The following is a 26,447-nucleotide window of genomic DNA, read 5'->3' as shown; positions in this document are numbered from 1 at the left end:
TGGCAGCGCTTGGTGGTATAATCAACCAGGGGACTTGGGCTTGTTGATCAAGGTTTAGGCTCTGCCGACAAATAACCCTTAAGGAGTATTCGAAATGACTAAAACACTTATTTTCGGGCACAAAAACCCGGATACAGACACGATTACATCAGCTATCGCTTACGCTGAGCTGAAAACTAAGCTAGGTGCTGACGTTGAGGCGATTCGTCTTGGCGACGTGAATGGCGAAACGCAATACGCGCTTGACTATTTTGGCATTGCAGCGCCTCGTTTGATTGAGAACGTTGCTGACGAGACCGATACGGTCATTTTGGTTGACCATAACGAGCGCCAACAAAGCGCTAATGATATCGATAGAGTACGTGTGCTTGAGGTTATTGACCACCACCGTATCGCTAATTTCGAGACAAGCCACCCCGTTTATTTCCGCGCGGAGCCTGTTGGCTGTACAGCTACAATTTTGAATAAATTGTACAAAGAGAACGGCGTAGCCATTCGTAAAGAAATTGCTGGCCTAATGCTTTCAGCAATTATTTCGGATTCCTTGCTGTTCAAATCACCAACTTGCACAGAGCAAGATGTTGCAGCAGCACGCGAGCTTGCTGAAATTGCTGGCGTTAACGCGGATAGCTACGGACTGGACATGCTTAAAGCAGGTGCAGACCTAAGCGACAAAACCATTGCTCAGCTGATTTCCCTTGATGCGAAAGAATTCGCAATGGGCAGCTACAAAGTAGAAATCGCACAAGTTAATGCGGTGGATACAAACGATGTTATTTCCCGTCAAGCAGAGCTGGAAGCTGCGCTAAATGACATTATCGCAACTAAGGGTCTTGATCTGTTCGTGCTTGTCGTAACGGATATTTTGAACAACGATTCCGTAGCGCTTGCACTTGGTACTCAAGCTCATGCAGTAGAGAAAGCTTATAACGTGACTTTGACTGATAACAAAGCTCTATTGAAGGGCGTTGTATCCCGCAAATCGCAAATCGTTCCAGTCCTTACTGAAACGCTTAGCAGCCTGTAATCAGCAGATCGGTTATTGGCGTTTGTAAAAAAGAAAAAAAGCAGTTTGAAGCTTGTAATTCAAGTTTCAGACTGCTTTTGTTTTGTTATACTAGAAAAGAAGGAGTGGATGAGATGTTTACTGTAACTGAATATAGCGCTGAATTGATGAAGGATCCCTTTGGTATTTTGACGGGGAAGCGATATGAATTTAGTCTCGATCTTGCTGTAGAAGAGGATGACGAGCTGTTCCACGATGAAGGCGTGACGCTTCGCGTCGTTTATGTTGTTGAAGAAGACAGCGCTAGAATCGCAAAATATGAGTTTTTGACAACCTCTTCGAATAAGTATATCGATTTTGAGTTGGAAGAGGATGAGGAGAAAATGGTGTTTGCATTTTGTCAGGAGCATTTTGACAGCTCTAAGGGATAATGGTATTACATAAGGAGATTAAACTGTTGTATAGAATAGAGCTGCAGCTCTATTCTATACAACGTCCCAAAAGCGCCGTGAAAACCCATATGCGGGAGAGATTTAACGATGGAGAATGAAGCAGGGCGAACAGCATAAGCAAAAAACGAATATATTCATTCTAAAAAACAGCGGTTGCCATTGAAATGGCAGCCGCTGTTTTTAGTTATTCAGCAAGGCTTCAGCCTTGAGCAGCTAAGCAGCATTAGAAAAGCTTTGTTATTTGTCGACGCTCCATCGCATAAAATTTGAAAACAACGATTTATGCAGTGCATGAGGAAGGGAGCAGGTGATGAACACGGGACAGAAGGATATAGAGCTGGCAGAACAGTACGGCGCCCATAATTATCATCCCCTGCCGATCGTAATTAGCCGTGCTGAGGGTGTGTGGGTACAGAACTTAGAGGGCACACGCTATATGGATATGCTTAGTGCTTATTCGGCTTTAAATCAGGGGCATTGCCATCCGCGGATTATTGCTGCGTTAAAGGAGCAGGCGGATAAGGTTACCCTTACGTCGCGTGCTTTTCATAACGAAATGTTCGGTGTGTTCAGTGAGCGGCTTGCGAAATATACCGGCAAAGAGCGAATTCTTCCCATGAATACAGGAGCGGAGGCGGTTGAAACAGCGATAAAGGCTGCAAGGCGCTGGGGTTACCGCACCAAGCTTATACCGGATGGGCAAGCAGAAATTATTGTATTCGAAGGCAATTTTCACGGACGAACGCTGACGGTAACCTCATGCTCCTCGACAGAGGCTTATCGCGAAGGCTTCGGTCCCTTCACACCAGGCTTTCGAATCATTCCGTACGGCGATATCGCAGCATTAAGAGCCGCTATTTCGCCAAATACCGCCGCAGTGCTGATTGAGCCGATTCAAGGCGAAGCGGGCATATGTATTCCGCCTAATGGATTTCTTAGTGCTGTGGCTGAGCTTTGCAAGCAGAATAAGGTGCTGCTTATTGCCGATGAGATTCAAACGGGCTTTGGACGTACAGGTCGCCGCTTCGCATGTGATTGGGAGAGTGTTGTGCCGGACATCTATATTATGGGCAAGGCGCTTGGCGGAGGAGTACTGCCGGTTTCGGCAATTGCAGCTGATGGATTCATTATGGATGTATTTGAGCCGGGCTCTCACGGCTCGACCTTTGGCGGCAATCCTTTAAGCTGTGCTGTTGCCATTGCTGCACTGGATGTCATTCAAGAGGAGCAGCTGGCAGATCGATCGCTTAGGTTAGGGAATTATTTCATGAGCAAGCTTGCTGCGCTGCGGCATCCTGACATTATAGAAATTAGAGGACGCGGTCTATTTATCGGAATCGTGCTATCTACCCCTGCGAGAGCCTATTGTGAGCAATTGATGCAGCTTGGGCTGCTGTGCAAAGAAACCCATGACTATGTTATCCGACTGGCGCCACCGCTTATTATTACGGAAAATGAGATCGATTGGGCCTTTGATAAAATTGAAGCTGTCTTCACGAATAGCAACCTAGCAGGAGCGTGACGGCTATGAGCAAACAACAGGTAGCGATTGTGACGGTCCCATTTGGGAGAGGGGCGGGTACGACAGGAGCAGAACGAGGTCCAGAGCATATTATACAATTTGCGGGACTTACGGATAAGCTGACGGATCTGAATATCAGCTACCGGCTGGCGGGCGAGGTGCGCGAACCATCCAAGGCGAAGCCGCTGAAGACGAATAATGCGAAGCATCTATCTGAGGTATACGAGATGAGCAATCTGCTGGCGGATCAAGTGTCGGAAATCGTTGCAGCAGGACAGTTTCCGCTCGTGCTGGGCGGAGATCATAGCATTGCCATAGGGACGATTGCGGGACTTGCAGAGCATTATACGAATCTTGGCGTTATTTGGTTCGATGCCCATTCTGATTTGAATACGGAGGATACGAGTCCGTCAGGCAATATCCATGGCATGTCGCTTGGCATAAGTCTGGGGAGAGGTATTCCGCTGTTGACAGGTCTTAGGGGCATTTTTCCGAAAATAAAACCAGAGCATGTCGCTATTGTCGGAGCCAGATCTCTGGATGCAGGAGAGAAGGAATCTATTCGGGAGCTGGGTATTGCCTGCTATACGATGCATGATATTGACCGGCTTGGTATCGCAAGGGTCATGGAGAAGATCATTCATCAAATGAAGCAAATGACTGATGGCGTGCATATCAGCTTTGACATCGACAGTATTGATCCTCTCGAGGCGCCTGGCACTGGTACACCGGTGAAAGGCGGCTTAAGCTACCGTGAAGCGCATCTGGCACTTGAGTTTCTTTATCAATCAGCACTCGTCACATCAGCAGAGCTTGTAGAGGTAAACCCCAGCCTCGACCACAACGATCAGACGTCTAAGCTAGCTGTCGAGCTTATAGCCTCACTGCTTGGCGATCAAATATTGTGATGGGCAGCGGCGATTAGCTTAAATGGATGCGAATGGATAGGAGGGATATACTCATGCGGGAGCCATTTCAAAATGAGCCCTTTACCGATTTTTCGGTAGTGGATCATGTTGTTGATTTTCAGGAGGCGCTGCGCAAGGTTGAAGCGGAGCTGGGGCAGGAATATACGCTGAAGATTGGCCCGAATCGAATTGAGACGATACAAAAGCGGAAATCGATAAATCCTTCCGACGTAGGTCAGCTTGTCGGTATCGTATCGCAGGCAGATACAGTGCTTGCTCATAAGGCGATTCTTGCAGCAGTCTCTGCCTTTGACAGCTGGAAGCAGGTAGCCCCGCTCGCAAGAGCGAGAGTGCTTTATAAGGCTGCGGCTATGCTGCGGCGCCGCAAGCATGAATTTTCTGCATGGCTCGTATACGAAGCAGGAAAAAGCTGGGCCGAGGCGGATGCGGATACAGCAGAAGCGATTGATTTTCTTGAGTTTTATGGAAGAGAGATGGAGCGTCTGGCTGATCGACAGCCGGTTGTCGCGCTTGGCGGCGAGGATAATGAGCTTGTCTATATCCCGCTTGGCGTGGGTATTATTATTCCTCCATGGAACTTTCCGCTTGCCATAATGGCAGGCATGACAATGGCTGCAGTCGTCGCTGGCAATACAGTTGTATTAAAGCCAGCCAGCGCAACAGCCGTCATTGCAGCCAAGTTTGTTGAGCTGCTAGAGGCTGCGGGCCTGCCTGATGGTGTTGTGAATTTCCTGCCAGGCGCGGGCAGCGAGGTGGGTGATTTTCTGGTAGAACACCCGTTAACCCGTTTTGTATGCTTTACAGGCTCGCGGGAGATCGGGATCCGTATTAACGAGAAAGCATCGCTTATTCAACAGGATCAGAAATGGCTGAAGCGTGTAGTTGCGGAAATGGGCGGCAAGGATACGATTATCGTGGATCAGGACGCGGATCTTGATCTCGCTGCCGATGCGATTACGGCTTCTGCCTTCGGCTACGCAGGACAGAAATGCTCGGCGTGCTCGCGAGCCGTCGTGCATGAGCTTGTCTATGACGAGGTCATTGAGAAGGTTGTCGCAAGAACGAAGCAGCTTAAGCTTGGCAAAGCAAACGAGCAAAGCACCTATGTAGGGCCAGTTATTGATGAGAGAGCTTACCTAAGTATTTTAAAATATATCGAGGTTGGACGCAGTGAAGGCATTATCGTGCATGGCGGTAAAATTGGAGACAGCAGCGGTTATTTTATTGAGCCGACTATTATTAAGGACATTGCTCCGGATGATCGAATTGCGCAGGAGGAAATATTCGGTCCCGTATTAGCGTTTATCAAAGCCGAGAGCTTTGATGAGGCGCTTACTATTGCCAACAACACCGAGTATGGCTTAACGGGTGCGGTCATCTCGCGAAACCGCAGCCGGCTGGAGCAAGCCCGTGAGCAATTTCATGTAGGCAATCTGTATATTAATCGAAAATGTACAGGAGCACTGGTCGGTGCTCATCCCTTTGGGGGCTTTAATATGTCAGGCACAGACTCCAAGGCAGGCGGGCGTGATTATTTGCTGCTCTTTACGCAGGCTAAGGTGATATCCGAAAGGTTCTAACTGTTATTGCGGGCGGATTTGGCAAGTATGAAGCCAATCCGCTCTATCCTTCTCTCGAGATCCTTAATTTGGATCGACAGTTAGTTATCTGAATATATCTTTTATCCAATGCAGCACTGGGGTGATCATTTCTTTGTTTACCCAGCGAATCGGAGGATAGATCAGCTTCATCCATAAGAAGCGGAACGGATAATATACGGCGTTTCGCCACAATAAGCCAAGCAAGTGTAACAGCCATTTAGTTGCAATTGCACAATATCGGAGGACGGGTATAAATACCTCATAGTAGAGCCAGCGAAATACATACTTCCACAGAAAGTAGAGCGGATAGTAGATCCCGTAATAAAGAATAGGATAGAGTATGAATTTCCAAAGGAATCGACAGAGTGGAAGAAGCAAATGCTTTGCTGCCCATCTGAGCGGATAGTACAATAGGTACCGCCATAGCGGCCTAAACAGATAACAATATAAAAATTCAAATACAGGAGCAAGGATTCGCTCCCACACCCAGCCAAGCGGTGGAACGATGAGGCGCAGCCAGATGAATTCTAGTATTCGTAGAGCTAAGTGGATGGGCATATAAATGATAAATACAATACCTCGAAGCACATATTTCAGAGCAGTCGCTAATCCGCGCATTCATTCTCACAACCTTTTATTCTACTATTTGGCGACCAATTCCATTATACCTAACCGCAGAGCCCCCAATATACTTTTTTTGTGCGATTTATGTGTGCAGATGTAGGCTGAGAGATAGTATGCAGCGTTATGACGATGAAAAGTAGTGTACTTTGTGCAACAGAATACGTAGAAAAGTGCGACTTGCGAGTCTACGTTGTAGAAAATACAATAGAATCGCGCATTATGGGTAAAATTGTGCCCTATGAGACCGATTCTATTGTAAAAAGTACACTCTAGGCTCAGTTGAGCTCCTCAGACGCCAGTTTCATTGTAAAAAGTGCAATGTAGGAGCGGCGGGTGGGCTGGAACCAACCAACCAACCAACCAACGTTTGAAATAGTTCATCCTATTCTAAAAGAATTATTCTACTCGAAGCAGAGCTGAGCCGCGCATGATATAAGTGTGGTGTTTTCTAAACGATTCGGATGCCATTGTACAGGATAGTGTAGAATACGTGCGGAAAAGCAGGAGGTTGCCGTAAATATTCAGAACCGCGCGAGCTTTTCCGGGTGACGGGTGAGAGGTTAAGGGCGATGAGTAAGTTTGACTATAGTTATTTTTTACGAAGCCATCTTCCTTTAAATGGGATATGATGAAGAGGCTGCGTGCAACCTGCAAGCGGAGTAACGGTTCACAGCGGAGATTGGGAGTAGGGGAGCTGGTTATATGAAGCTGGATTTGGAGAAATGGATCATAGAAGCGGATATTATAAGTATGCAGACGGCTATGGAAGCGGGCTTGCTATGCTCAGAGGATTTAGTGAACGTATATTTGGATCGAATCGGAAAATATGATACGGAGCTTCGCTCGATATTGGAAGTTAACCCCGATGCGTTAGAAATTGCTAGGGTTTTAGATAAGGAACGAACCGAGAAGGGGAGCAGAGGACAGCTGCACGGAATTCCAATATTGCTGAAGGATAATATTGATACGCATGATAACATGCATACAAGCGCGGGCTCGGTGGCTTTAGCAAATTCATTTGCTGCTAAGGATTCCTTTGTCGCTTCGCAATTGCGTGCGGCGGGAGCTGTGCTGCTCGGCAAAGCAAATATGACGGAGTGGGCAAACTTTATGTCAGGCTCCATGTGGGCGGGATACAGCTCAAGAGGCGGGCTTGTCCTTAATCCCTATGGACCCGGCGAGCTGTTCATTGGCGGCTCCAGCTCTGGATCAGCCGCTGCGGTTGCTGCGAATTTGGCAGCTGCTGCGATCGGAACGGAAACCTCCGGCTCGATTATTAGTCCTGCCAGCCAAACCTGCCTTGTTGGGCTTAAACCAACGATTGGGCTAGTCAGCCGAACGGGAATTATCCCCATTACGAATAGTCAAGACACTGCTGGCCCAATGACGAGAACGGTGACGGATGCAGCTATTCTGCTGGGAGCGTTGACCGGGGCGGATGAGAGGGACGCGGTCACATTGACGGGAGCGAAGCACGCCTACCGGGACTATACGCCGTTCTTAGATGCTGATTATATTAAGCAGGCACGAATCGGAGTGCCGCGCTTTTATTATGAGCATTTGGACGAGGATAGGCTTGCGGTTATTGAAGCGGCGATAACGGATTTAAAGGAAGTTGGGGCGACCATTATTGATCCGGTTGAGCTAGCATGCGAGCAGACCGATTGGCAGTGGCATGTTCTACGCTATGAGTTCAAAAAATATATTAATGATTACTTGGGAGGGCTCGATGAATCTGTTCCGGTTCATTCTCTTTCAGAGCTAATTGCCTTCAATGAAGCGAATGCGGAGATCGCTTTGAAATACGGACAGGATACGCTGCTTTCGGCCGAGGAAACAAGCGGCACGCTTACTGAACAGGAGTATCTCGATAGTCTAGAGCAAAACAAAGAGATGGCTGGCAAGCAAGGCATTGATTATGCAATCAAGAAGTACCGTTTAGATGCGCTGCTGTTTCTTGGCGACGAGGAAGGCGACGATATTGCCGCTCGGGCAGGTTATCCTGTGATCACCGTGCCTGGAGGAGTCGCGCATAAGGGTGTCATAGCTCCTGGGGGCTATACAACCAAAGGACCGCAGGGTATCACGTTTATAGGAACTGCATTCAGCGAGCCGACTTTAATTAAACTAGCGTATGGCTATGAGCAGACGACCAAGCATCGGTTTTCTCCTGTGGTTGGGAAAGGTTAGGAGGTTCTACATTTCAAAACAAATAGGCGCAGGCAGCAGAAGGCATTCCCTCGCTGTACTGTGCTTATTTTTTTATTTACAAGAGGCGATGTATGAAACAATAAAAAGTGAAACATATCCATAATTGGATCGTTTATGTTAGAGAGGGAGTCAATAGTGAGTTGTATTAGAAAATAAATTGCTAGGGAGTGTAAAAAATGAAATTACTACAGTCGCTATTTCTTTCGGTTATGGTTGTCTTTGTATTCGTTATACCAGCATATGCTGAAAATAGGATTCCTGAGGATGTTCATTCGTTTGCAGGATCAGAGGGTTTGAATATTATCAAGAAAGGGTTTTTAGCAGACCCCGCTGGCTACGGCTATTCTATTGAAGCTGGTATTAATGAGCTTGTATTAGGAGAAGGAAGACAACTATATTATGTGAATCCAGAATTGCTGAAAAAAGCTGATAATAGCCTAATTGAGATTACAGAAGCAAAAGAACACTTTGCCTATGTGATTTTGTATGAAGGTAAGCCAAAATCCATCATGGTAATTAGCAGGACTCCCGAGAAGAAACTTGAAGTTTTCGAATTTGGAGGAAGACCGGATACATTAGCTGCTGCATTTGAACTTATTTCAAAGCAGACTGCAGTAAATTCGGAAAGTCGACTGATCAGATTAAAAGGAGAGTTTGTTGTTGCAACAAAAACAAATAATAAAGAAACGATATTTGTCCCCGAGTTGATAAATCTAAGTAATGGTAGTGAGGAAATAAATGACTCTCCAGCAGAATTAGCCGTTGAAGTAAAAGAGCTAGAGGCAGCCCAGTTGATTAAATCTCTGAAAGAGATTCAATTAGAGAATAGCGATAAAGATGGATCAGGAGCTTTAACTAATCTAGATCAGCCTAAGGGCAGCTGGATAGTTACCATTGGTATAAGTATTCTATTAGCAAGTCTAGTTGTTGCAGTTGTATATTATATTCTTAAACGCAAACCATCCAAGACAAACTGATATACATGAAATGATCATAGGCGCAGGCAGCAAAGGGCATTCCGCCCCGCTGCACTGCGCCTATTTTGTTTATGCTTACAGCCGGATTTTAAATGACTTTTTCGTTAACGGATAGAGCCATTTCACACCGCTGGGCGTGAGCGTATCAGCAATGAGATGAGATAAATAGCCGAGCATCGACACAATCGATATGCCTTCAATTTGCAGCTGATTTTCGAGTCCCAAGCCAATGGCTCCCCAGATTGGGACAACCCATATCGTATGCGTCATGCCGCGATGCTTCAACCAAGGTGCCCACACGGAGAACAAACCAAAGCCAATAAGCCAGTTCATGTGGTAATAATAACCAGCATACATGACGATGCCGCCGACTGCGCTCGCGAGCACATTGCGGATGACGCCCTGCTTAGCAACGAGACCGAGCAGGAAGAAGGCAGCAGCAACGCCTATGTACAGAGGGGAGGGTGATTGCTCAGTGAAAAAATAAAGGCAAATGATGCCGGCGAGCAAAACCCCGGACCAAAGTGTGAACTCACGGATCAGCTTGGAGAGCTTCGTAAGCTTGCTGCTGAGCATGCTCGGACCGTCGAGGTCGGCACATAATGCTGAAAAACCGGCTACCGCAATATACAAAGCGGCATGCTCCAAAGTGAAAGGGTAATAAATTGAAGCGGCCGCACCAACTGCTGCTCCAATGATAAGATGGCTCTTTCCTGTCATAGTTCCTCCTGTGACTGATTATGCGTATGCATGAATTATGGCAGTCTGCTATAGTTGTTCTCGATTAATCTGTTCGTTGCGAACCATTTGTTCTAGCTTTTCTACTAGGCGGTCATGAGAGGGATCTTTTTTGCCAAAACGAAACAGTCTTTTACGATTTTGCTTTTTTAGCAATTGAAGCAGATAAAGCTTTTCTTTTAACGTGAGCATGTTGGCACAGAACCTCCTAACGATTAGGCACATCAGCCGTCGCTGTTTCTTTCCGATAGGCGCTTGGCGTCATACCTGTGCATCTTTTGAACAATTGGTTAAAGGAATGAATATCCTTGTACCCGACCATCTCAGCAATAGTGCTGATTTTGAGCGAAGAGCTGCGAAGAAGCTCTTGGCTTTTTTGAATACGCAAATTTTGCAGGTAGCGATGAAAGCTTTGCTTTGTATGCTGCTGGAAAAGACGCTGAAGATGGCGCTCGCTCCAGCCGCTTGCCTGAGCGAGCTTGGCGAGCGTTAGCTCCTGATTGTAGTGCAGATCCAATTCGTTTAACAGCTGTACAAAAGCGGTTTGCGAAGGGGCGGACGATGGGCTGCTGCGTTCCATAGAGCGCTGCAAGGCAATCATAAGCTGCAGCAGCAGAGTATGCAGGTAATCAGATGAGCCGCTTTGCGGCAGCACAAACTCTCTGTGCATCGTCAAAAACAGCTTTTCGAATTGATCATTCGTATCTATGCAAGAGTAGTAGGGAAAATGGCCGCGCTCCATGTCACTCATGAACTGCACAATGCTGTAGTCGGATGCAAATGCACTAAGCTTATGCAGCAGCAGCGGAGAAAAGACGCAATTAAATACAGATAAGGGGTTCTTATCCTTGCTTGAGGAGATGGGCCGAAATACATGCGAGGCGCCGATAGGAATGAAAAAAACTTGCCCCTTAAGCACTTTATGCACCTGATCGCCAATATGGTGATAGCCTGCGCCTTCTGCAATATATACACATTCGAGAAAATCATGATCATGATAAGGACTCATCATGCTTTCGCTTGCGCGATTGACGTAAAGCAGCTGATTTTTTTGGAAAAAATGCTCTCCACGATACGTTTCAGCGGGATGGCTCATGGCGTATGCTCCCTATGGTCATTGTCTAATTTAAGCAAAGATGTCCGTAATGCCGTATGATATTGTCTGTTTTCCCAGCAATTATTCCGCTGCGCTTTTTTATAATTATAGAGGAAAGAGCAGTGGCAAGGAAGGCGAACACACAAAAAATGAAGCAAATATCATAAACAAGCGTAGGCAGCAAGTTAGTTTTACATTCTAAGGAGGCGTATTCAATGTTCAAAATTGTAGGATTGCTTTGTGAATATCAGCAAAACCCGATCGGAATCGGAGTGACAAATCCACGTTTAAGCTGGAGAATGGAGTCGGATGAGAGAGCTGCAGCTCAGTCTGCCTATGAGATTGAGATTGCAGAAGATGAAGGCTTTGCGTCAATCATTTGGCAATCGAGGCGAATAGAATCAGAGCAATCTGTTCATATCGAGCTGGCAGCCTTCCAATCGGAATCCAGCAAGCGTTACTACTATCATGTCCGGGCGTGGAATCAAGAGAGGGAAGAATCCGCATGGTCGGAGACGGCCTTCTGGGAGATGGGACTGCTTCAGCCGAAGGAGTGGACGGGGAACTGGATTACTGCTCCGCTCGCGTTATTGCCTGTGGAGTCTGAGCCTTCCCCAATGCTCAGAAAAACGTTCGAGCTGACAGGCAAGGTGAAGAAGGCTCGGCTCTATGCAACCGCACTTGGATTATATGAGCTGGAGCTGAATGGGAAGCGGATAGGAGACAGCTATTTTACGCCGGGCTGGACTAGCTATAGCCATACCATCCAAACGCAGACGTATGATGTGACGGAGCTGCTTGCTGCAAGCGGCAATGCGCTGGGCGCTTATCTTGGAAATGGCTGGTATAAAGGGAATTTGGCGTGGCACGAACAGAAGTGCTTGTACGGTGATCGTTTGGCGCTGCTTGTGCAATTGCGAATTGAATATGAGGATGGCAGGACGGAGCTGATCGTTACAGACGAGAGCTGGAAGGCGGCTATAAGCCAAATTCAGCTATCTGAGCTCTATCACGGTGAAACGTATGATGCAAGGCTTGAACGAGCGGACTGGAGCACCGCTGCTTATCATGAGCCTGCGAGTGAGTGGCACGCCGTAGAAATATTGCAGCACGGGAAAGAGATGCTGAAGCCTCAAATCAATGAGCCCGTTCGCAAGCAGGAGCATCTGAAGCCGATCGCTCTTTTGGTGACAGCAAAGGGAGAGCGTGTGCTTGATTTTGGCCAAAATATGGTCGGTTGGGTGCAATTTACGGTGCAGGGAGAGCCAGGTGCTGAGGTAAAGCTGCTTCATGCCGAGGTGCTGGATCATGAGGGCAATTTCTACACCGATAATTTGCGTAACGCCAAGCAATGCATTCGCTATGTGTTGAAGGGTTCAGAGCAGGAAGCCTATGAGCCGCGCTTCACCTTCCAAGGCTTCCGTTATGTGCAGCTGATCGGATTTCCAGAGACGTTAGCGCTTGATGATTTTACAGGTGTCGTGCTGCATTCGGATATGAAGGAAACGGGGCAATTTGAGTGCTCGGAGCCGCTTGTCAACCAGCTTCAGCATAATATCAAATGGGGCCTGAAGGGCAATTTCCTCGACGTACCAACCGATTGTCCACAGCGGGATGAACGGCTTGGCTGGACGGGTGACGCGCAAATGTTCATCCAAACCGCGTCCTATTTATCGAACGTAGCTCCCTTTTTCACGAAATGGGTGCGGGATCTGGCGTCCGATCAAGGGGAGGACGGAGGTGTCCCGTTCGTCATTCCGCAAGTATTGGCTGAAAAAGATTCATCCTCTGCTGCTTGGGGAGACGCAGCGGTGATCTGTCCTTGGACGATATATGTTTGTTATGGGGATAAACGGATTTTGGAAGAGCAATATGACAGCATGAAGGCTTGGGTATCTTATATCCAGCGTCAAGGAGAAAACGAATTTTTGTGGAATACGGGCTTCCATTTCGGTGATTGGCTGGGGCTTGATGCGAAATCAGGCGATTATGTAGGGGCGACCGATCGGGACTTTATCGCAACGGCTTTTTATGCGTATTCGGTATCGCTCGTTAAGAAGACCGCAGACGTGCTGAATGAAGCGGAGGATGCCGCCAAATATCAGGAGCTGTATGACAAGATTGTAGCTGCGCTGCGAGAAGAGTTTGTGACTGCTGCAGGAAAGCTTGCGATTCCGACACAAACCGCTCATGTCCTTGCGCTAATGTTTGGTTTGCTCGATGAGAAGGCCGAGAAGCGGGCTATTGATAAGCTGTCAGAGCTGCTGGAGCAAAGTGATTTTCACCTGACGACGGGCTTTGTCGGTACACCGTATTTAAATCATGTGCTTAGTCTTCATGGCCGTAACGATCTGGCCTATAAGCTGCTGCTGCAGCAAACGTATCCATCCTGGCTTTACCCGGTGACCAAGGGTGCTACTACGATTTGGGAGCATTGGGATGGCATCAAGGAGGACGGCAGCTTCTGGAGCAAGGATATGAACTCGTTCAATCATTATGCGTATGGTGCAATTGGCGATTGGATGTACCGGGTTGCGGCGGGCATTCAAACCGTGGAGGAAGCGCCAGGCTATAAGCAAATCGTGATTGCGCCGCAGCCTGGCGAGGGAATTCGTTGGGCAGAGGGCAGCCTAGAAACCTTATACGGGAAGGTTAGTTCAAAATGGAGCTGCTCAGAAGACGGAGCCTTCACGCTGGACGTGAGCATTCCACCGAATACGAGTGCACATATTATTTTTCCAGATGCAGCTGCGGGTACCGTGGTTACCGAGAGCGGCGCGGCTCTTAATGAAGCAGCGGGCATTGAGGTGGTGACTGATGAGGCTGCGAGCATCGCTGTTAAGGCAGGATCAGGCAGCTACTCCTTTGCATGGCAGGGAGTGGCTGCGCAGTTAATCTAGCCGATCAGACTCACCCTTAAATCCTAAACATGTTATAATGTGCTTTAGGACAAATAGGGCTGGTGGGATGATAATGGATAATCCAATTGCCGCAGCATGCGACGATTCGTGTGCAGGCTCGGAGGCAAATATAGAAAATGTAAAAAGCAAATTGATACCGGAGACAACCGCTGCCCAGCTGGCGGATCTGTTCAAGGCGCTTGGCGATCCAACGCGGGTGAAAATGATTCACGCGCTCGTCCAATCGGAGCTTTGTGTTCATGATCTGACGCAGGTGCTCGGCATGGGGCAATCAGCTGTGTCTCATCAGCTGCGGCTGCTGCGGAACATGCGTATCGTAAAACGCAGAAAGGTCGGCAAGACGGTGTTCTATTCGCTTGATGACGATCATGTGGAGCAAATCTTTTTACTTACGCTTCAGCATCTAAAGCATGAATAATAGCTGGGAAAAGGCTGTACGACAGGACGTTGACCTGTTGTGCAGCCTTTTCTATCTATAGGACCTTTCAAAATAAAATTTCTTGATTTTAAGTAAAAATACGTTATAATTTTACTTAATAAATAGGGGAATCGCTTACATGACTGCATATGCTTCCAATCTTGAAAGTATGAAAAATGTGTTCAGAAAGGAACGGAGCATGGCAACGATTAAAGATATTGCACAGAAAGCAAATGTTTCGATCGCAACGGTGTCGCGGGTGCTTAACTATGACCCGGGCATATCGGTAGCGGACGATACGCGTAAACGCATCTTTGAAATTGCGCAGCAATTGAATTATAAGACGCTGCGTCAGCGCAATGGCGTAGTAGCCAAGGACCGTTATCGGATAGGTCTAGTTAACTGGTATTCTGATCAGGAGGAAATGCTCGATCCTTATTATTTGGCGATACGGCTCGGTATTGAGCGCGAATGCTTCCAGCGGCAAATAGATCTGGTTAAGCTGTTTCTGCCCGGTGAATCGGATGGGAAAGAAAGCACTGGCGATTCATTCGACGGCATGATTGCGATTGGCCGCTTCGAGAAGGAGGACCTTGCTCGTTTTCCAGAGGGCTTCGAAAATATTGTGTTTGTAGATTCATCGCCAGATGATAACCGCTTCGATTCTGTTGTAATCGATTTGCGGAAGTCGGTATCAGAGGTGCTTGATTATTTGATCGAGCTCGGACATACGTCGATTGGCTATATCGGCGGGCATAATATCGTCAATAACAAACATGTTCGTGACGAGCGTGAGCTTGCGTTTATGGAGCGGCTTAACGCGGGCAGGCTGTTTGATGCGGGGCTGATCTTTACGGGCGAAAACTTATATTCCGAGGATGGCTATAAGCTGATGAAGAAGGCGATTAACGGCAAACAGCTTCCGACCGCATTTTTTATTGAAAATGATTCAATGGCAGTTGGCGCGCTTCGCGCCCTTCATGAAGCAAAGCTTCGTGTTCCGCAGGACGTCTCCATCGTTGGCTGCAATGATATCGCTATTTCTGAATTTTTGCAGCCGCCGTTAACGACGGTTAAGGTGCATATGGAGCATATGGGGGAGACTGCGGTTGAGCTGCTCGCAGATCGAATGGCTGCCAAGCGGGACATCGCGAAGAAGATAGTGCTGCCTACCCGTCTTCTAGTGCGTGAGAGCAGCGGAAAGCCAGCGGAGAAGCAATAATGTGGATGAGGAAAAATGTGAGGTGGCGAGCATGTCATTGCTGTTGAACGGTCAGAACGTATTGCCAGCTGTGCATAAGCTGAAGGATGTGGAAGCGGTGCTTGCTTCTCCTTTTTCGTATATGGTGCTGCTCGGAGGACATTTGGGTCAATTAAAACACATTGTTGATTTGGCAAGTCAGCATGGAAAAAAGGTGCTGCTGCATGCCGATCTGATTGATGGCTTAAAAAATGATGAATATGCTGCGGAGTTTCTTTGTCAGTCCATTCGTCCAGCTGGCATTATATCGACGCGCTCCAGCGTGATCGGCCGCACGAAGCAGAACGGGCTGATCGCGATTCAAAGGCTGTTTCTTATCGATTCGGATGCTTTAGAGAGAAGCTATACGGTGCTGGACAAGGTTCGTCCAGATTTTATTGAGGTGCTGCCGGGCGTTATTCCGGATATCATTAGTGAAGTGAAGCAGCGCAGCGGAATTCCCATCATTGCAGGCGGGCTTATTCGAACGCGGGAGCATGTGAGGCTGGCGCTGGAAGCAGGGGCTTCGGCCATTACGACATCTAGAAAAGAGCTGTGGAAGAACGAGTTATAGGACGGGTGCTGTATCGTAAAGGAGGAATAAAATTGGAAACCTATATGTTATCCATCGATCAAGGCACGACGAGCACGCGCGCGTTGCTCATTGATCGGAGTGGAACTATTTTAGATATAGTTATAGAGGAGCTGCCGCTCCATTACCCGCATTCAGGGTGGGTGGAGGCAGATGCTTTGTTTATTTGGGAATCAACGAAGCGGGTTATTCAATCGCTGCTGGTTAAAACAGGAGCAAAGGCTGAGCAAATTGCCGGAGTTGGCATAACGAATCAACGGGAAACGACTGTCGTCTGGGACAAAGCGACAGGAAAGCCGATTTATCACGCTATTGTGTGGCAGTCCCGCCAAACAGCAGAGATCAGCGACGGGCTGAAGCAAGCTGGCTATGGACAATTATTTCATGAGAAGACCGGACTTTTAGTAGATGCTTATTTTTCGGGAACGAAGGTTAATTGGCTGTTGGAAAATGTCGAGGGCGCACGGGAACGGGCAGAAAATGGCGAACTGCTATTTGGCACCATTGATACTTGGTTGATCTGGAATTTGACGGGCGGCCATGTCCATGTGACGGATGTATCCAATGCATCGCGAACCTTGATGTTCAACATTCATGAACGATGCTGGGATGAGGAGCTGCTGAAAATCCTCAACATTCCGGAGGCGATGCTCCCGGAGGTGCGTTCCTCTTCTGAGGTGTATGGTCACCTTGATGCCAGCCTGTTAGGGCATAGTATACCGGTAGCAGGTGCGGCCGGTGATCAGCAGGCAGCTTTGTTTGGCCAAAATGCTTATGAAGAGGGCAGTACCAAAAATACGTATGGCACAGGCTGCTTTATGTTAATGAATACAGGCGCGAAGGCGATTGTATCTGAGAAAGGGCTGCTCACTACTATTGCCTGGGAAATCAACGGCAAGCTGGAATATGCGCTGGAGGGCAGTGTGTTCGTTGCCGGTGCAGCTATTCAATGGCTTCGTGATGGCATGGAGCTTATATCGTCGGCCTCTGAGACGGAAGCACTTGCGAAGCAAGTAGAATCGTCGGACGGCGTATATGTTGTACCGGCGTTCGTAGGACTCGGAACGCCTTATTGGAACAGTGATGTGAGAGGTGCTGTATTTGGGCTGACAAGAGGAACGTCAAAGTCTCATTTTATTCGGGCGGTATTAGAATCATTGGCTTATCAGACGAAGGATGTTCTCGCTGTTATGGAGGAGGAGTCAGGCTATACGCTGCAGTCGTTGTCTGTAGATGGAGGTGCAGTGTCGAATAATTTGCTTATGCAGTTCCAAAGCGATTTGCTCGGCGTGCCTGTGGAGCGTCCGCTTGTTAATGAATCAACGGCGCTTGGCGCTGCCTATTTGGCAGGTCTTGCTGTCGGATTCTGGGAAAGCCGCGAGGAGCTTGCTAAGCTTCGAAAGGTCGATAAAGTGTTCTCGCCCGTTATGGACGAGGAAAAGCGCGCTTCTTTATACGAGGGCTGGCATCGCGCGGTTAAAGCGGCCATGGCTTTTTCACAATAAATATGCTATGATGGACATAAGTTAATAATCGGTTGGAGATCAGGAGAAACCACGAAGACCGCTTCCAAACCCTATTTAGGGGCTAGGAAGCGGTTTGAGTGGTTTTTTTGTTTATATTCAATATGTACGAGTAACTATGCGCTTATGGCAGAACAATAATAAATAAGAAGATCGGGAGGAATCCATCATGACAATCCATGCTGAACAAGAAATATTTGCAGCACAAAATCGGGAGAAAGTACTGGCTCAGATGCAGCATTCCCAATTAGATGTATTAGTAATAGGCGGGGGCATTACAGGTGCCGGCATCGCGCTCGATGCTGCTTCACGCGGTATGAAGGTAGCTCTAGTGGAAATGCAGGATTTTGCGGCAGGCACTTCGAGTCGTTCGACGAAGCTTGTTCACGGAGGCTTGCGTTATTTGAAGCAGCTTGAAATTGCTGTCGTTGCAGAGGTTGGCAAAGAGCGGGCTATCGTATACGAGAACGGCCCGCATGTGACAACACCGGAATGGATGCTGCTGCCGTTGTATAAGGGCGGTACTTTCGGCAAGTTCTCGACATCGATTGGCTTGCGGCTGTATGACTTCTTGGCAGGAGTGAAAAGAAAAGAGCGCCGCAAGATGCTGAGCGTAGCCGATACGTTGTCGAAGGAGCCGCTTCTGAAACGTGACGGACTAAAGGGCGGCGGCTATTATGTGGAGTACCGGACAGATGATGCGCGTCTGACGATTGAAGTGATGAAGAAAGCAGTAGAAACAGGCGCTATGTCGGTCAATTATGCGAAGGTGGAGACGCTGCTTTATGGCAAAGATAACAAAGTAACAGGCGCATTGGTTAAGGATACAATTAGTGGTGCAGAATATGAGATTAAGGCGACTAAAATTATTAATGCGACCGGTCCTTGGGTCGATGATATTCGCCAGATGGACGGCTCGAAGAAAGGAAAAACGCTTCGTTTGACGAAGGGTGTCCATATTGTATTCGATAAGAGCAGATTTCCATTGCAACAGGCAGTTTACTTTGATACGCCAGATGGCCGGATGGTGTTCGCCATTCCTCGTGCTGGCAAAACCTACTTCGGTACAACCGATACGAATTATAAAGGCGATACGGTAAATCCTGTGATGACGCTTGAGGATCGTACTTATTTATTGAAGGCTGTTAACTTTATGTTCCCGGACCTGAAGCTTGTTGTTGCAGATGTCGAATCAAGCTGGGCAGGCCTTCGCCCGCTGATTCAGCAGGAAGGCAAGTCGCCTTCTGAAATCTCACGCCGAGATGAGATATTTGTATCGGACTCTGGATTGGTTTCGATTGCAGGCGGCAAGCTGACCGGCTACCGCAAGATGGCGGAGACGGTTGTGGACAAAGTCGCTCAACTTATTGGGGAGGATGGAGGCGGCAGCTTTCCTAAAAGCGATACGACAACGATCACGATGTCAGGCGGAGACCTTGGCGGCTCTCAAAACTTTGAGTCCTTTGTTCAGAAGAAAACGAAGGAAGGCGCTGGGTTCAACTTCAGTAAGGAAGAAGCAGCTTTTCTTGCACAGCGCTACGGATCGAATGTAGACCAGCTGTTTGCATTAGCAAAAAACATGTCATCGCAGGCAGCAGCTTTGCAGCTTCCACTTGTATTGGCGGTGCAGCTGCGTTATTCAATAGAAGCGGAGATGACGGTGAAGCCCGTTGATTTCTTCATTCGTCGCACAGGTGATCTATTCTTCCGAATCGGCTACGTACAGCAATGGAAAGTACCGGTCATTGCCGCGATGACAGAGCTTCTTAATTGGACGCCGGAGCAGCGCGCTGCATACGCAGCGGAGCTGGAGGAGAAGCTGGCGGAGACAGTCGAGGCACCACCGCAAGGCTAATGGATGTTTTTAGATAGTAGGCCGTTGGTATAGAGTTTCAAAAGGTTGAGTCGCAGAAATGTGGCTAGAGAATATAGGACTCGTATTAAGGATCTAAATAGAAGAGACTATTCCAAAGCCAGATTTCCTGGTTAATGGTATAGTCTCTTATTTTTAGAGGCTATTCTTGCAGTGTCCTTAGCTGCGTACGACCCGAAATTTCTATATCATGCACTAAAGTCTCCACTAGAGTAAGGAGATGCGCCTACACTGCACTTAATACAATGAAAACCTCACATGAGAGCTGTTTCAGACGGCTACAATGTACTATTGCAGTAGAATGAGCGCCAAACGAACGAATATCGCCCTAGAATGGGCATTCTATTGCACAAACTACAGTGTACGTGCCCGAGATAGGCGAGTAACGTCGATTACGTTGTACAAACTGCAACGTAGCCTCTTCCTATAGCACTGAACGAAGCGGGCTAGCACGACCAATCTAAGAACCGGAGAAAGAAGGCTAAAGGGTAAGCCAACTAGTACATCATCAGTCTTTAAATTGTGGATAAAGGCGCTTTAATTTGATCCGAGCGTCAGAGGTAGTATTTCTTGAGGTGAGGCTTAAGTTCGCCTTTTTTAGAATACTATCTACTGTGTCTTACGACAGGCTATCGATATACTGCAGTTCGATTGCTCGATCCGCAAGCAACCGCAGCGTCCAACGACACCTTCCCCTGGGAGGTTCAGTGCAACACAACCATCATACACGGGCTTCCATCTGACTACTAGGTGGGGCCTATTTGACGCTCACATAAGTGCGATTGCTACAGTTGGTATATATGTAGTGATTGCTCATTTTTCTAGTACAGATATGAAAGCCATTGATCTGGCAATGAGTCATTATCTGGCTATTAAAGGGGTCATTCTAGCCCTATATCATGATGTCGCTGCGTCTGTTAGGGGGAATTGTTAAGTTGATCGGGAGGTCGATTATGTTTATTTACAAAGATTAATTTAACTTTTGAAAGCAGTTGTTGTAATTTTTGGAAAGCGGAGTTTGGAAGAACCCGTAATCGATGACGCAAGTAGGGTCTAACTAAAAAATGAGAGGTACTGTGACAATGGAACCAAAGATTAACATCACCCGCAGCATCTCATTCTCTAAGAATATAAGCTGATTTCACTCTGCGAATTTAGCCCCTGATTAATGGGTCAACCTAATAATCAGTGCTTGACAGCCTAAAGTAGATTGAGAGGAGAGTAAGAGGGGGCTGAAGAAGCGGAGCGTTTGCCTTTGTTCCCAGATATCACCCCTTAGGTGGGTGAATACAGAATATCTGGGAACAACAGCGATCGGAAGCCCCCTCTTGCTCGCAGCGGTAGTTCAGCTTCCCCAGGTCAAGCACTGATTTCGGTTTGGAGCCTGATTAATCAATCTGAATAAGAAATGGAAGGTTTGAACCACCACCTGTTCCGGCGAAGGATATGAAGCATACTGCATAATTACCATCTAGTGATATATTTCCAAATTCAACAAATTGATTATTTAACACTATAATCGTCTCTTTCTCGATTTTAACATTTTCCACTCTTGAAATTGCATTTATATTAATAAATAATATTTTATTTTCCATACCAGATAAGTCTTTAATTGCATCTTTGTCTACTTTTTTTAAGATTTCATTAAAATGTGAAATGGATAAAAGTTTCTCATAACCTCTTTTATTAGTTGTTTGAGTTGTCAATGTTATAAGACCATTATCTCTTATTTGGTAGTTTTTTAAAACTAATCGGTCTTCGATGTAATAAAATATTGAAAAGGAGATACTGATAACAGACTCCGAAACAGATAATTGAAATCTCGATAAAAATACATTTTCCTCAATAAAATCTTTATCAAGACTTTCAGTGGTCATAATTGCGGGTAAGATCCATTTCCCAATATCACTGTCCGTATTATCCATTCTTAATTCAGGCAGATCTATATGATATTGCAACAAGGGTGATTCATGTCTGTTGTTTAAAGCAAGATATATACCTGTCACTATTACAAGAGAAGACAGTAAAATAAAACTTAAGAAAGTACGCTTTTTTGAATTCATACTTATCACCCCACCATCATTTAGTGAGAAAGATAGGTGCCACTTAATGATGAACACCTATCTTTTGCTATCTAAAGTTAGAACCAGCTATATGGATAGACTCTAGCTTTTTAGTAATCTCTGTGGTGATAACTTTAGCATTGAAGTTTTCCTTCTAAATGGTAAATTATTAACACAAAAACCTTTTTTGGTAATTTGAGTAAGTGAATTATTTCATTTATGTACATGCGTGTCAACCCAATTTGAGTATTTAATAGAATCTTATTATCACAACATCTAGCATTGTGTTAAATTTCTGGTCTATACGTATGGCTTGTACGTTATGCTTCTCCTAATTTGAACCATTAAGTGCAAGTCTTGTTCCACTGCCTATTGGGGTATTAACTACTCACTTTCGGATGAAATAGTTGATCCTACAACTCGTCACACAATAACCATTATGTGACGAGTCTGTTCATAGGGAATAAAACTCTAGGCGATATATGCTGTTAACTCGTCGTACTATGCCTTTTATAACTTGTCGTACAATAACGCCGCAGGAGTGATTACGTATGAAAATCCAGGTCTTGATATCTCGATATCTGCATCCTCTTGCGCCCGAGGGAAATTCTGAAAACACAGTTAAGGGTTATGGTATGCGCGATACAAAAAAACGATGTGAAGTAGTCGTGTTTCGCTTGAGGGGCCACAGGGAAGTCGCCTCAGTCCGAAGGATAGCATTATGATTCGACGCTTAAAACGAGTTCGTGCTACAATTAATACAGGATTTAGGTAGCATGAGATAGATAAACTAGGGTGGTGAGCTTCCTTGTTTAACAAGAAACAGAATGCTAGAAACCATATCTATGCTTCCCTTGAAGGCATGTGCTTTAAGGTTAGAGAGCTGCAGCATATAAATAGAAATAACAGTTCAAATGAATGGGAGCTAAGAGTACAGTTTCTTGAATCACATATGATGATAGTCATCGCGAGCGGTCAGGGCTGGCTAACGATTGATGGACGTTTTTTCGAGTTGCGTGAAGGTAGGACCTATTTTTGTTCACCTGGACAGCTTGTAGAAGGTTTCCTCCAGTCTTTTGATGAGCGAGGTTTTTATGAATTGCGTTTTGATGTAATTGTTGATGATGGAGTAACTGTCGACTACACAGACATTGTGAGACAAGAGGAACTTTTTCCTGTAAAGGGAGAGGTCATTGCATCATCCCCAGTATCCATAATCGTATTATGTGAACGGATTGGTGATCATCTGCAAAGAGATGAGGACTTGCTGAAAAGATTCCGTGGACAAATTTATTTTCAAGAGCTGTTGCACACTATTTTGGCAGACGCTCTGCTGCTAAAGGAACGTGATTCGGAAACCGCGCTTGAGAATGCAAAGTGCTACATTGAAGAGTACTATCAGTTGGATTTAAAGATTGAGCACTTGGCCAAAGTTGCGGGAATGAGCGAAAGACATTTTATGAGGTTGTTCAAAAAAAGATATGGTTGCAGTGCGATTGAATATTTGACCATTTATCGAATTAGTCAGGCACAGCAGCTAATGCGCTCAGGCGGGCAATATCGACTCAAGGATATTGCAAGGCATGTTGGTTACAATGATGATGCGTACTTCAGACGGAAATTCAAACGGGTGTCAGGCATTCCTCCAGCAGCGTTTATGAGAAATTGTAAGCTTAAAATCGTCGCATACCATCCAGCGATTATCGGGCAATTGCTCGCGCTAAAGGTTATACCTTGCGCTGCACCTTCCGACCATCCATGGACTGATTATTATCATAGAAAGTTTGAAACGAATAACGTTCTGCCCTTAAGCACGGATACCTCGCTAAAACTAGCAGAGCTTAGGCTTGCGGCTCCTGACTTCATTGTTGGCTTGGATAATTTGCTAACTGGGGAGGAGCAAGCAAGTCTTCGGGATATTGCGCCTGTTTTATTGCTGCCCTGGGAGGAAATTGATTGGCGCAGCCAATTGACTCTTATCGCCCAGTTTCTGAATAAAAAAGGTGCAGCGGAAGCTTGGCTCGAACATTACGAACGTAAGGCTCGTTTTGTAGCCGAGCAGATCACACCGGACATACATGGAGATCGCCTCCTTATACTGAGAATTAACGGAGCAGGGCTGGAAATGATGGGGAACAGAAGCATACGAACTGTATTTTACGATGATTTACGCTTGCAGCCAGCAGTCGGTATCGAATATATGAACAAGAATCGGCAGATTACAATCGCTCAGGTTGCTGAATATACTGCCGATCGGTTATTGCTGTTTATAGATGAGAACGCCCATCCAAAAATAAGCAAGCAAACGCTTATGCGATCGGAGAAATGGTGTGTTATTCCAGCAGTTCGAAATGGTCGTGTGGATGTGCTTCCAGTCTATCCATGGACTGAGTATACTGCATTTACCAATGAACTTATGTTGGATGAAGTACTGAAGTTGTGGCGGGATCGTACATGAAATAAAGTCATTTTCATCAGTATTACATCATAAGAAAATGAACTATACTACTAACTAATGATAATGATAATCAAAATCTATTGATACATTCAATAGTTGTTTTCATTACAAATAGTTGTAGGGGGATTAATGAATGAAAAGTAAGTGGAAGATTGGTTTATTTATTATGTTGTTATTGTTGGTAGGAACGGCATGTGGTGCTGTCAACAATAAGGGGGAAAGTACTACTCCTGTATCGGAAGCTCCTGCGACGTCGTCAAACGCCACGGATTCCGCAGCAAATCCATCCAGTCCGTCGAAGATTGTGAAGAGCGAAAAGGGGGATATTAGTATTCCGGCCGAGCCTAAACGAGTGATCGGACTTTCTGTTGTATATCCAGAGTTTTTGTACGCGCTGGGCGTAACTCCGATTGCTGTGCAAAATTATCATGAAGAGTTTCAGAGTTATCTGGAACAACCTTTTAAAGATACGAAAAAAATGGGAATTGCAAAAATCCCAAATTTTGAATCTATTTTGGATAGTGAGCCTGATTTGATTATTGCCCCTGCATGGTGGTCTGATAAGGATTATGATCAGCTATCATTAATTGCACCAACAGTGCTTTTGCCGCAACGTGACGATTGGAGAGATGAACTGCGAGATATTGGCGAGGTTCTGGGTAAGCAGGATGCAGCTGAGAAGGTCATTGAAGACTTGAAAATTAAAGAAGCGAAAGCCAAGGAGCGGCTTGACGAGCTTGTCAAGGATGAGACAGTGCTGTATCTGCGAATAATGGCTAAAAGTATCGTTATTAATGGACCGAATATTGACCGAGGTAGCTTTATCCATAATCAGTTGGGTCTGAAGCCGGTCGAAAATTTCCCGCAGAATGAGTCTGCTCTGTCCATTTCGTTGGAAGTGCTCCCGGAGTATGATGCTGACCATATAATTGTACAGCTTGATGATGAGACGAACGCTGAGCTAAAGGATAGATATGAGCAAATACTGAACAGCTCTTTGTGGAAAAACATGAAAGCTGTCAAAGCAAATCATGTTTACATGGTCGGAGGCAAGGAATGGTTTAATCTGGGTATGGCTCCGCTTGCCGATAGTTATGCCATAGATGAGGTTGTTGCCATATTTGAAAGCAAACAACAATAGTCGGAAACGGCCAGCAAAAAGGAGATTACTGATCATGAACAAAGATGAGCTTTACGATGTCACGATCATTGGTGGTGGACCGGCTGGCATGTATGCAGCATTCTACGGCGGCATGCGTAATATGAAGATTAAGCTGATAGAGGGAACAGGTGAATTGGGTGGATTTCTACATACCTACTCGGAAAAAACGATTTGGGATGTAGGGGGCATTCCCCCCATTCGCTGCGATAAGCTTATTTCGTGGCTCACGAGCCAAGCTTTAACTTTTAAACCGACACTAGTGTTTAAACAGCGAGTAGACGAATTGCAGCGTCAGGCAGATGGAACATTCGCATTAAGAACGAAAACAGGGCAACGACATTACACTAGAACGGTTATTATAGCTGCTGGACGTGGGATTACAGAGCTGCAGAAGCTGGACATTGAAGGTGCGAATCGGTATGAGCTCACCAACCTTTACTATACTGTTCAGGATTTGAATAGCTTTCGTAATAAACATGTACTCATTTCTGGTGGTGGCAACTCAGCAGTGGATTGGGCGCTTGAGCTTGCTGAAGTTGCGGAGCGAGTAACGGTTGTTCATCGTAGCAGGGAATTTCGCGCTATGGAGCGGAATGTAGCCAGCGTACATGAATTGACGAATATCCGAACACCCTATCAGATCATTCAATTGCATGGACAAGGAGAGCAAATTCGACAGGTTACAATTGCTCATATGACGAACAATGAAACCGAGCGGTTTGACGTTGATGCTGTCATTATTAGTCATGGCTATAGCGGGAACTATGGATCGCTCCTAAATTGGGGGCTTAATATTGGTGAAAATGGGCTACTTGTAAATGAGCAGGCAGAAACGAATGTGGCTGGCATCTTTGGCGCAGGTGACTGTGTCACTCATAAGAGCAAGGTGAGGCTGATTGCCGGTGCATTCAACGATGCGGCTCTGGCAATCAATAGCGCGAAACGTTATCTCGACCCGGAAGCGCCCGGAATGGCTTATGTTTCTTCTCACAATGAGCGGTTCAGGGAGCTGAATAAGCAATTATATAACAAGAAGTGAGT

At 46.3% G+C, this 26,447-nt stretch carries 21 protein-coding genes; 16 read left to right on the top strand and 5 right to left on the bottom strand.

What is annotated here, in order from left to right; genetic code table 11:
- Positions 1–94: 94 nt before the first annotated feature.
- The 5 genes from MHI37_RS25590 to pruA all read left to right on the top strand — a co-directional run bounded on the left by MHI37_RS25590 (position 95) and on the right by pruA (position 5,489).
- Positions 95–1,027 carry a manganese-dependent inorganic pyrophosphatase gene (locus MHI37_RS25590; RefSeq protein WP_076338037.1) on the top strand — a complete coding sequence of 311 codons (933 nt, stop codon included), beginning with the start codon at positions 95–97 and terminating at the stop codon, positions 1,025–1,027.
- A gap of 113 nt (positions 1,028–1,140) precedes the next feature.
- Positions 1,141–1,437, top strand: coding sequence for a DUF6509 family protein (locus tag MHI37_RS25585; RefSeq protein WP_076338036.1), 297 nt, complete (start codon positions 1,141–1,143; stop codon positions 1,435–1,437).
- A 331-nt stretch (positions 1,438–1,768) separates the two neighbouring features.
- Entirely contained in the window at positions 1,769–2,980 is a 1,212-nt protein-coding gene (locus MHI37_RS25580; RefSeq protein ID WP_076338035.1) for an ornithine--oxo-acid transaminase, read from the top strand.
- A 5-nt stretch (positions 2,981–2,985) separates the two neighbouring features.
- Entirely contained in the window at positions 2,986–3,888 is a 903-nt protein-coding gene (rocF, locus tag MHI37_RS25575) for an arginase (protein ID WP_076338034.1), read from the top strand.
- A 53-nt stretch (positions 3,889–3,941) separates the two neighbouring features.
- Positions 3,942–5,489, top strand: coding sequence for an L-glutamate gamma-semialdehyde dehydrogenase (gene pruA / locus MHI37_RS25570; protein WP_076338033.1), 1,548 nt, complete (start codon positions 3,942–3,944; stop codon positions 5,487–5,489).
- 84 nt (positions 5,490–5,573) lie between these two features.
- Here the strand turns inward: pruA and MHI37_RS25565 are convergent, their stop codons facing one another.
- Positions 5,574–6,128, bottom strand: a complete 555-nt coding sequence (locus tag MHI37_RS25565) for a hypothetical protein (protein ID WP_076338032.1) — start codon at positions 6,126–6,128, stop codon at positions 5,574–5,576.
- Between the two features lie 708 nt (positions 6,129–6,836).
- Between MHI37_RS25565 and MHI37_RS25560 the strand changes: the two genes are divergently transcribed.
- Together MHI37_RS25560 and MHI37_RS25555 are read left to right on the top strand one after the other, a co-directional pair.
- Positions 6,837–8,324: an amidase family protein gene (locus tag MHI37_RS25560; RefSeq protein WP_076338031.1), complete on the top strand. Its 1,488-nt coding sequence runs from the start codon at positions 6,837–6,839 to the stop codon at positions 8,322–8,324.
- A 197-nt stretch (positions 8,325–8,521) separates the two neighbouring features.
- Positions 8,522–9,322 carry a hypothetical protein gene (locus MHI37_RS25555; protein WP_076338030.1) on the top strand — a complete coding sequence of 267 codons (801 nt, stop codon included), beginning with the start codon at positions 8,522–8,524 and terminating at the stop codon, positions 9,320–9,322.
- A gap of 75 nt (positions 9,323–9,397) precedes the next feature.
- On the opposite strand, the gene MHI37_RS25550 is transcribed toward MHI37_RS25555, so the two are convergent.
- The 3 genes from MHI37_RS25550 to MHI37_RS25540 are packed head-to-tail and all read right to left on the bottom strand — an operon-like array spanning position 9,398 to position 11,156.
- Entirely contained in the window at positions 9,398–10,042 is a 645-nt protein-coding gene (locus MHI37_RS25550) for a metal-dependent hydrolase (protein ID WP_076338029.1), read from the bottom strand.
- Positions 10,043–10,090: 48 nt separating this feature from the next.
- Positions 10,091–10,252 carry a hypothetical protein gene (locus MHI37_RS25545; RefSeq protein WP_179090254.1) on the bottom strand — a complete coding sequence of 54 codons (162 nt, stop codon included), beginning with the start codon at positions 10,250–10,252 and terminating at the stop codon, positions 10,091–10,093.
- A 16-nt stretch (positions 10,253–10,268) separates the two neighbouring features.
- Positions 10,269–11,156 (bottom strand): AraC family transcriptional regulator, encoded by an 888-nt coding sequence (locus MHI37_RS25540; protein ID WP_076338028.1) that lies wholly within the window; start codon positions 11,154–11,156, stop codon positions 10,269–10,271.
- Between the two features lie 215 nt (positions 11,157–11,371).
- Between MHI37_RS25540 and MHI37_RS25535 the strand changes: the two genes are divergently transcribed.
- The 6 genes from MHI37_RS25535 to MHI37_RS25510 all read left to right on the top strand — a co-directional run bounded on the left by MHI37_RS25535 (position 11,372) and on the right by MHI37_RS25510 (position 19,705).
- A complete protein-coding gene (locus MHI37_RS25535; RefSeq protein ID WP_076338027.1) occupies positions 11,372–14,056 on the top strand; it encodes a glycoside hydrolase family 78 protein in 2,685 nt (894 codons plus the stop codon).
- A gap of 73 nt (positions 14,057–14,129) precedes the next feature.
- A complete protein-coding gene (locus MHI37_RS25530) occupies positions 14,130–14,495 on the top strand; it encodes a metalloregulator ArsR/SmtB family transcription factor (RefSeq protein WP_076338026.1) in 366 nt (121 codons plus the stop codon).
- 199 nt (positions 14,496–14,694) lie between these two features.
- On the top strand, positions 14,695–15,717 hold the full coding sequence (locus tag MHI37_RS25525; protein ID WP_076338086.1) for a LacI family DNA-binding transcriptional regulator: 1,023 nt from the start codon (positions 14,695–14,697) through the stop codon (positions 15,715–15,717).
- Positions 15,718–15,754: 37 nt separating this feature from the next.
- Positions 15,755–16,309 (top strand): glycerol-3-phosphate responsive antiterminator, encoded by a 555-nt coding sequence (locus MHI37_RS25520; RefSeq protein WP_144023733.1) that lies wholly within the window; start codon positions 15,755–15,757, stop codon positions 16,307–16,309.
- A gap of 32 nt (positions 16,310–16,341) precedes the next feature.
- Complete coding sequence (gene glpK, locus MHI37_RS25515; RefSeq protein WP_076338025.1) at positions 16,342–17,832, top strand: glycerol kinase GlpK; 1,491 nt, start codon at positions 16,342–16,344, stop codon at positions 17,830–17,832.
- A 187-nt stretch (positions 17,833–18,019) separates the two neighbouring features.
- Positions 18,020–19,705, top strand: a complete 1,686-nt coding sequence (locus MHI37_RS25510; RefSeq protein ID WP_076338024.1) for an FAD-dependent oxidoreductase — start codon at positions 18,020–18,022, stop codon at positions 19,703–19,705.
- A gap of 1,406 nt (positions 19,706–21,111) precedes the next feature.
- Here MHI37_RS25510 and MHI37_RS25505 read toward each other — a convergent pair.
- On the bottom strand, positions 21,112–21,786 hold the full coding sequence (locus tag MHI37_RS25505; protein ID WP_076340136.1) for a hypothetical protein: 675 nt from the start codon (positions 21,784–21,786) through the stop codon (positions 21,112–21,114).
- A gap of 808 nt (positions 21,787–22,594) precedes the next feature.
- Here MHI37_RS25505 and MHI37_RS25500 point away from each other — a divergent pair.
- The 3 genes from MHI37_RS25500 (at position 22,595) to MHI37_RS25490 (ending at position 26,445) form a co-directional block, all read left to right on the top strand.
- On the top strand, positions 22,595–24,244 hold the full coding sequence (locus MHI37_RS25500) for a helix-turn-helix domain-containing protein (protein WP_076340135.1): 1,650 nt from the start codon (positions 22,595–22,597) through the stop codon (positions 24,242–24,244).
- Between the two features lie 133 nt (positions 24,245–24,377).
- On the top strand, positions 24,378–25,385 hold the full coding sequence (locus tag MHI37_RS25495; protein WP_076340134.1) for an ABC transporter substrate-binding protein: 1,008 nt from the start codon (positions 24,378–24,380) through the stop codon (positions 25,383–25,385).
- Positions 25,386–25,419: 34 nt separating this feature from the next.
- Positions 25,420–26,445: an NAD(P)/FAD-dependent oxidoreductase gene (locus MHI37_RS25490; RefSeq protein ID WP_076340133.1), complete on the top strand. Its 1,026-nt coding sequence runs from the start codon at positions 25,420–25,422 to the stop codon at positions 26,443–26,445.
- Positions 26,446–26,447 lie beyond the last annotated feature (2 nt).

It is taken from the genome of Paenibacillus sp. FSL H8-0548 (genome assembly GCF_038630985.1).
Classification (GTDB): Bacteria; Bacillota; Bacilli; order Paenibacillales; family Paenibacillaceae; genus Pristimantibacillus.
This window is presented reverse-complemented; position numbering and strand designations above follow the sequence as displayed.

What these genes read in the sequence shown, in the direction of transcription:
- MHI37_RS25590 (WP_076338037.1), top strand. Translation starts at nt 95, where the DNA reads ATGACTAAAACACTTATTTTCGGGCACAAAAACCCGGATACAGACACG.
- MHI37_RS25585 (WP_076338036.1), top strand. Translation starts at nt 1,141, where the DNA reads ATGTTTACTGTAACTGAATATAGCGCTGAATTGATGAAGGATCCCTTT.
- MHI37_RS25580 (WP_076338035.1), top strand. Translation starts at nt 1,769, where the DNA reads ATGAACACGGGACAGAAGGATATAGAGCTGGCAGAACAGTACGGCGCC.
- rocF (WP_076338034.1), top strand. Translation starts at nt 2,986, where the DNA reads ATGAGCAAACAACAGGTAGCGATTGTGACGGTCCCATTTGGGAGAGGG.
- pruA (WP_076338033.1), top strand. Translation starts at nt 3,942, where the DNA reads ATGCGGGAGCCATTTCAAAATGAGCCCTTTACCGATTTTTCGGTAGTG.
- MHI37_RS25565 (WP_076338032.1), bottom strand. Translation starts at nt 6,128, where the DNA reads ATGCGCGGATTAGCGACTGCTCTGAAATATGTGCTTCGAGGTATTGTA.
- MHI37_RS25560 (WP_076338031.1), top strand. Translation starts at nt 6,837, where the DNA reads ATGAAGCTGGATTTGGAGAAATGGATCATAGAAGCGGATATTATAAGT.
- MHI37_RS25555 (WP_076338030.1), top strand. Translation starts at nt 8,522, where the DNA reads ATGAAATTACTACAGTCGCTATTTCTTTCGGTTATGGTTGTCTTTGTA.
- MHI37_RS25550 (WP_076338029.1), bottom strand. Translation starts at nt 10,042, where the DNA reads ATGACAGGAAAGAGCCATCTTATCATTGGAGCAGCAGTTGGTGCGGCC.
- MHI37_RS25545 (WP_179090254.1), bottom strand. Translation starts at nt 10,252, where the DNA reads ATGCTCACGTTAAAAGAAAAGCTTTATCTGCTTCAATTGCTAAAAAAG.
- MHI37_RS25540 (WP_076338028.1), bottom strand. Translation starts at nt 11,156, where the DNA reads ATGAGCCATCCCGCTGAAACGTATCGTGGAGAGCATTTTTTCCAAAAA.
- MHI37_RS25535 (WP_076338027.1), top strand. Translation starts at nt 11,372, where the DNA reads ATGTTCAAAATTGTAGGATTGCTTTGTGAATATCAGCAAAACCCGATC.
- MHI37_RS25530 (WP_076338026.1), top strand. Translation starts at nt 14,130, where the DNA reads ATGGATAATCCAATTGCCGCAGCATGCGACGATTCGTGTGCAGGCTCG.
- MHI37_RS25525 (WP_076338086.1), top strand. Translation starts at nt 14,695, where the DNA reads ATGGCAACGATTAAAGATATTGCACAGAAAGCAAATGTTTCGATCGCA.
- MHI37_RS25510 (WP_076338024.1), top strand. Translation starts at nt 18,020, where the DNA reads ATGACAATCCATGCTGAACAAGAAATATTTGCAGCACAAAATCGGGAG.
- MHI37_RS25505 (WP_076340136.1), bottom strand. Translation starts at nt 21,786, where the DNA reads ATGAATTCAAAAAAGCGTACTTTCTTAAGTTTTATTTTACTGTCTTCT.
- MHI37_RS25495 (WP_076340134.1), top strand. Translation starts at nt 24,378, where the DNA reads ATGAAAAGTAAGTGGAAGATTGGTTTATTTATTATGTTGTTATTGTTG.
- MHI37_RS25490 (WP_076340133.1), top strand. Translation starts at nt 25,420, where the DNA reads ATGAACAAAGATGAGCTTTACGATGTCACGATCATTGGTGGTGGACCG.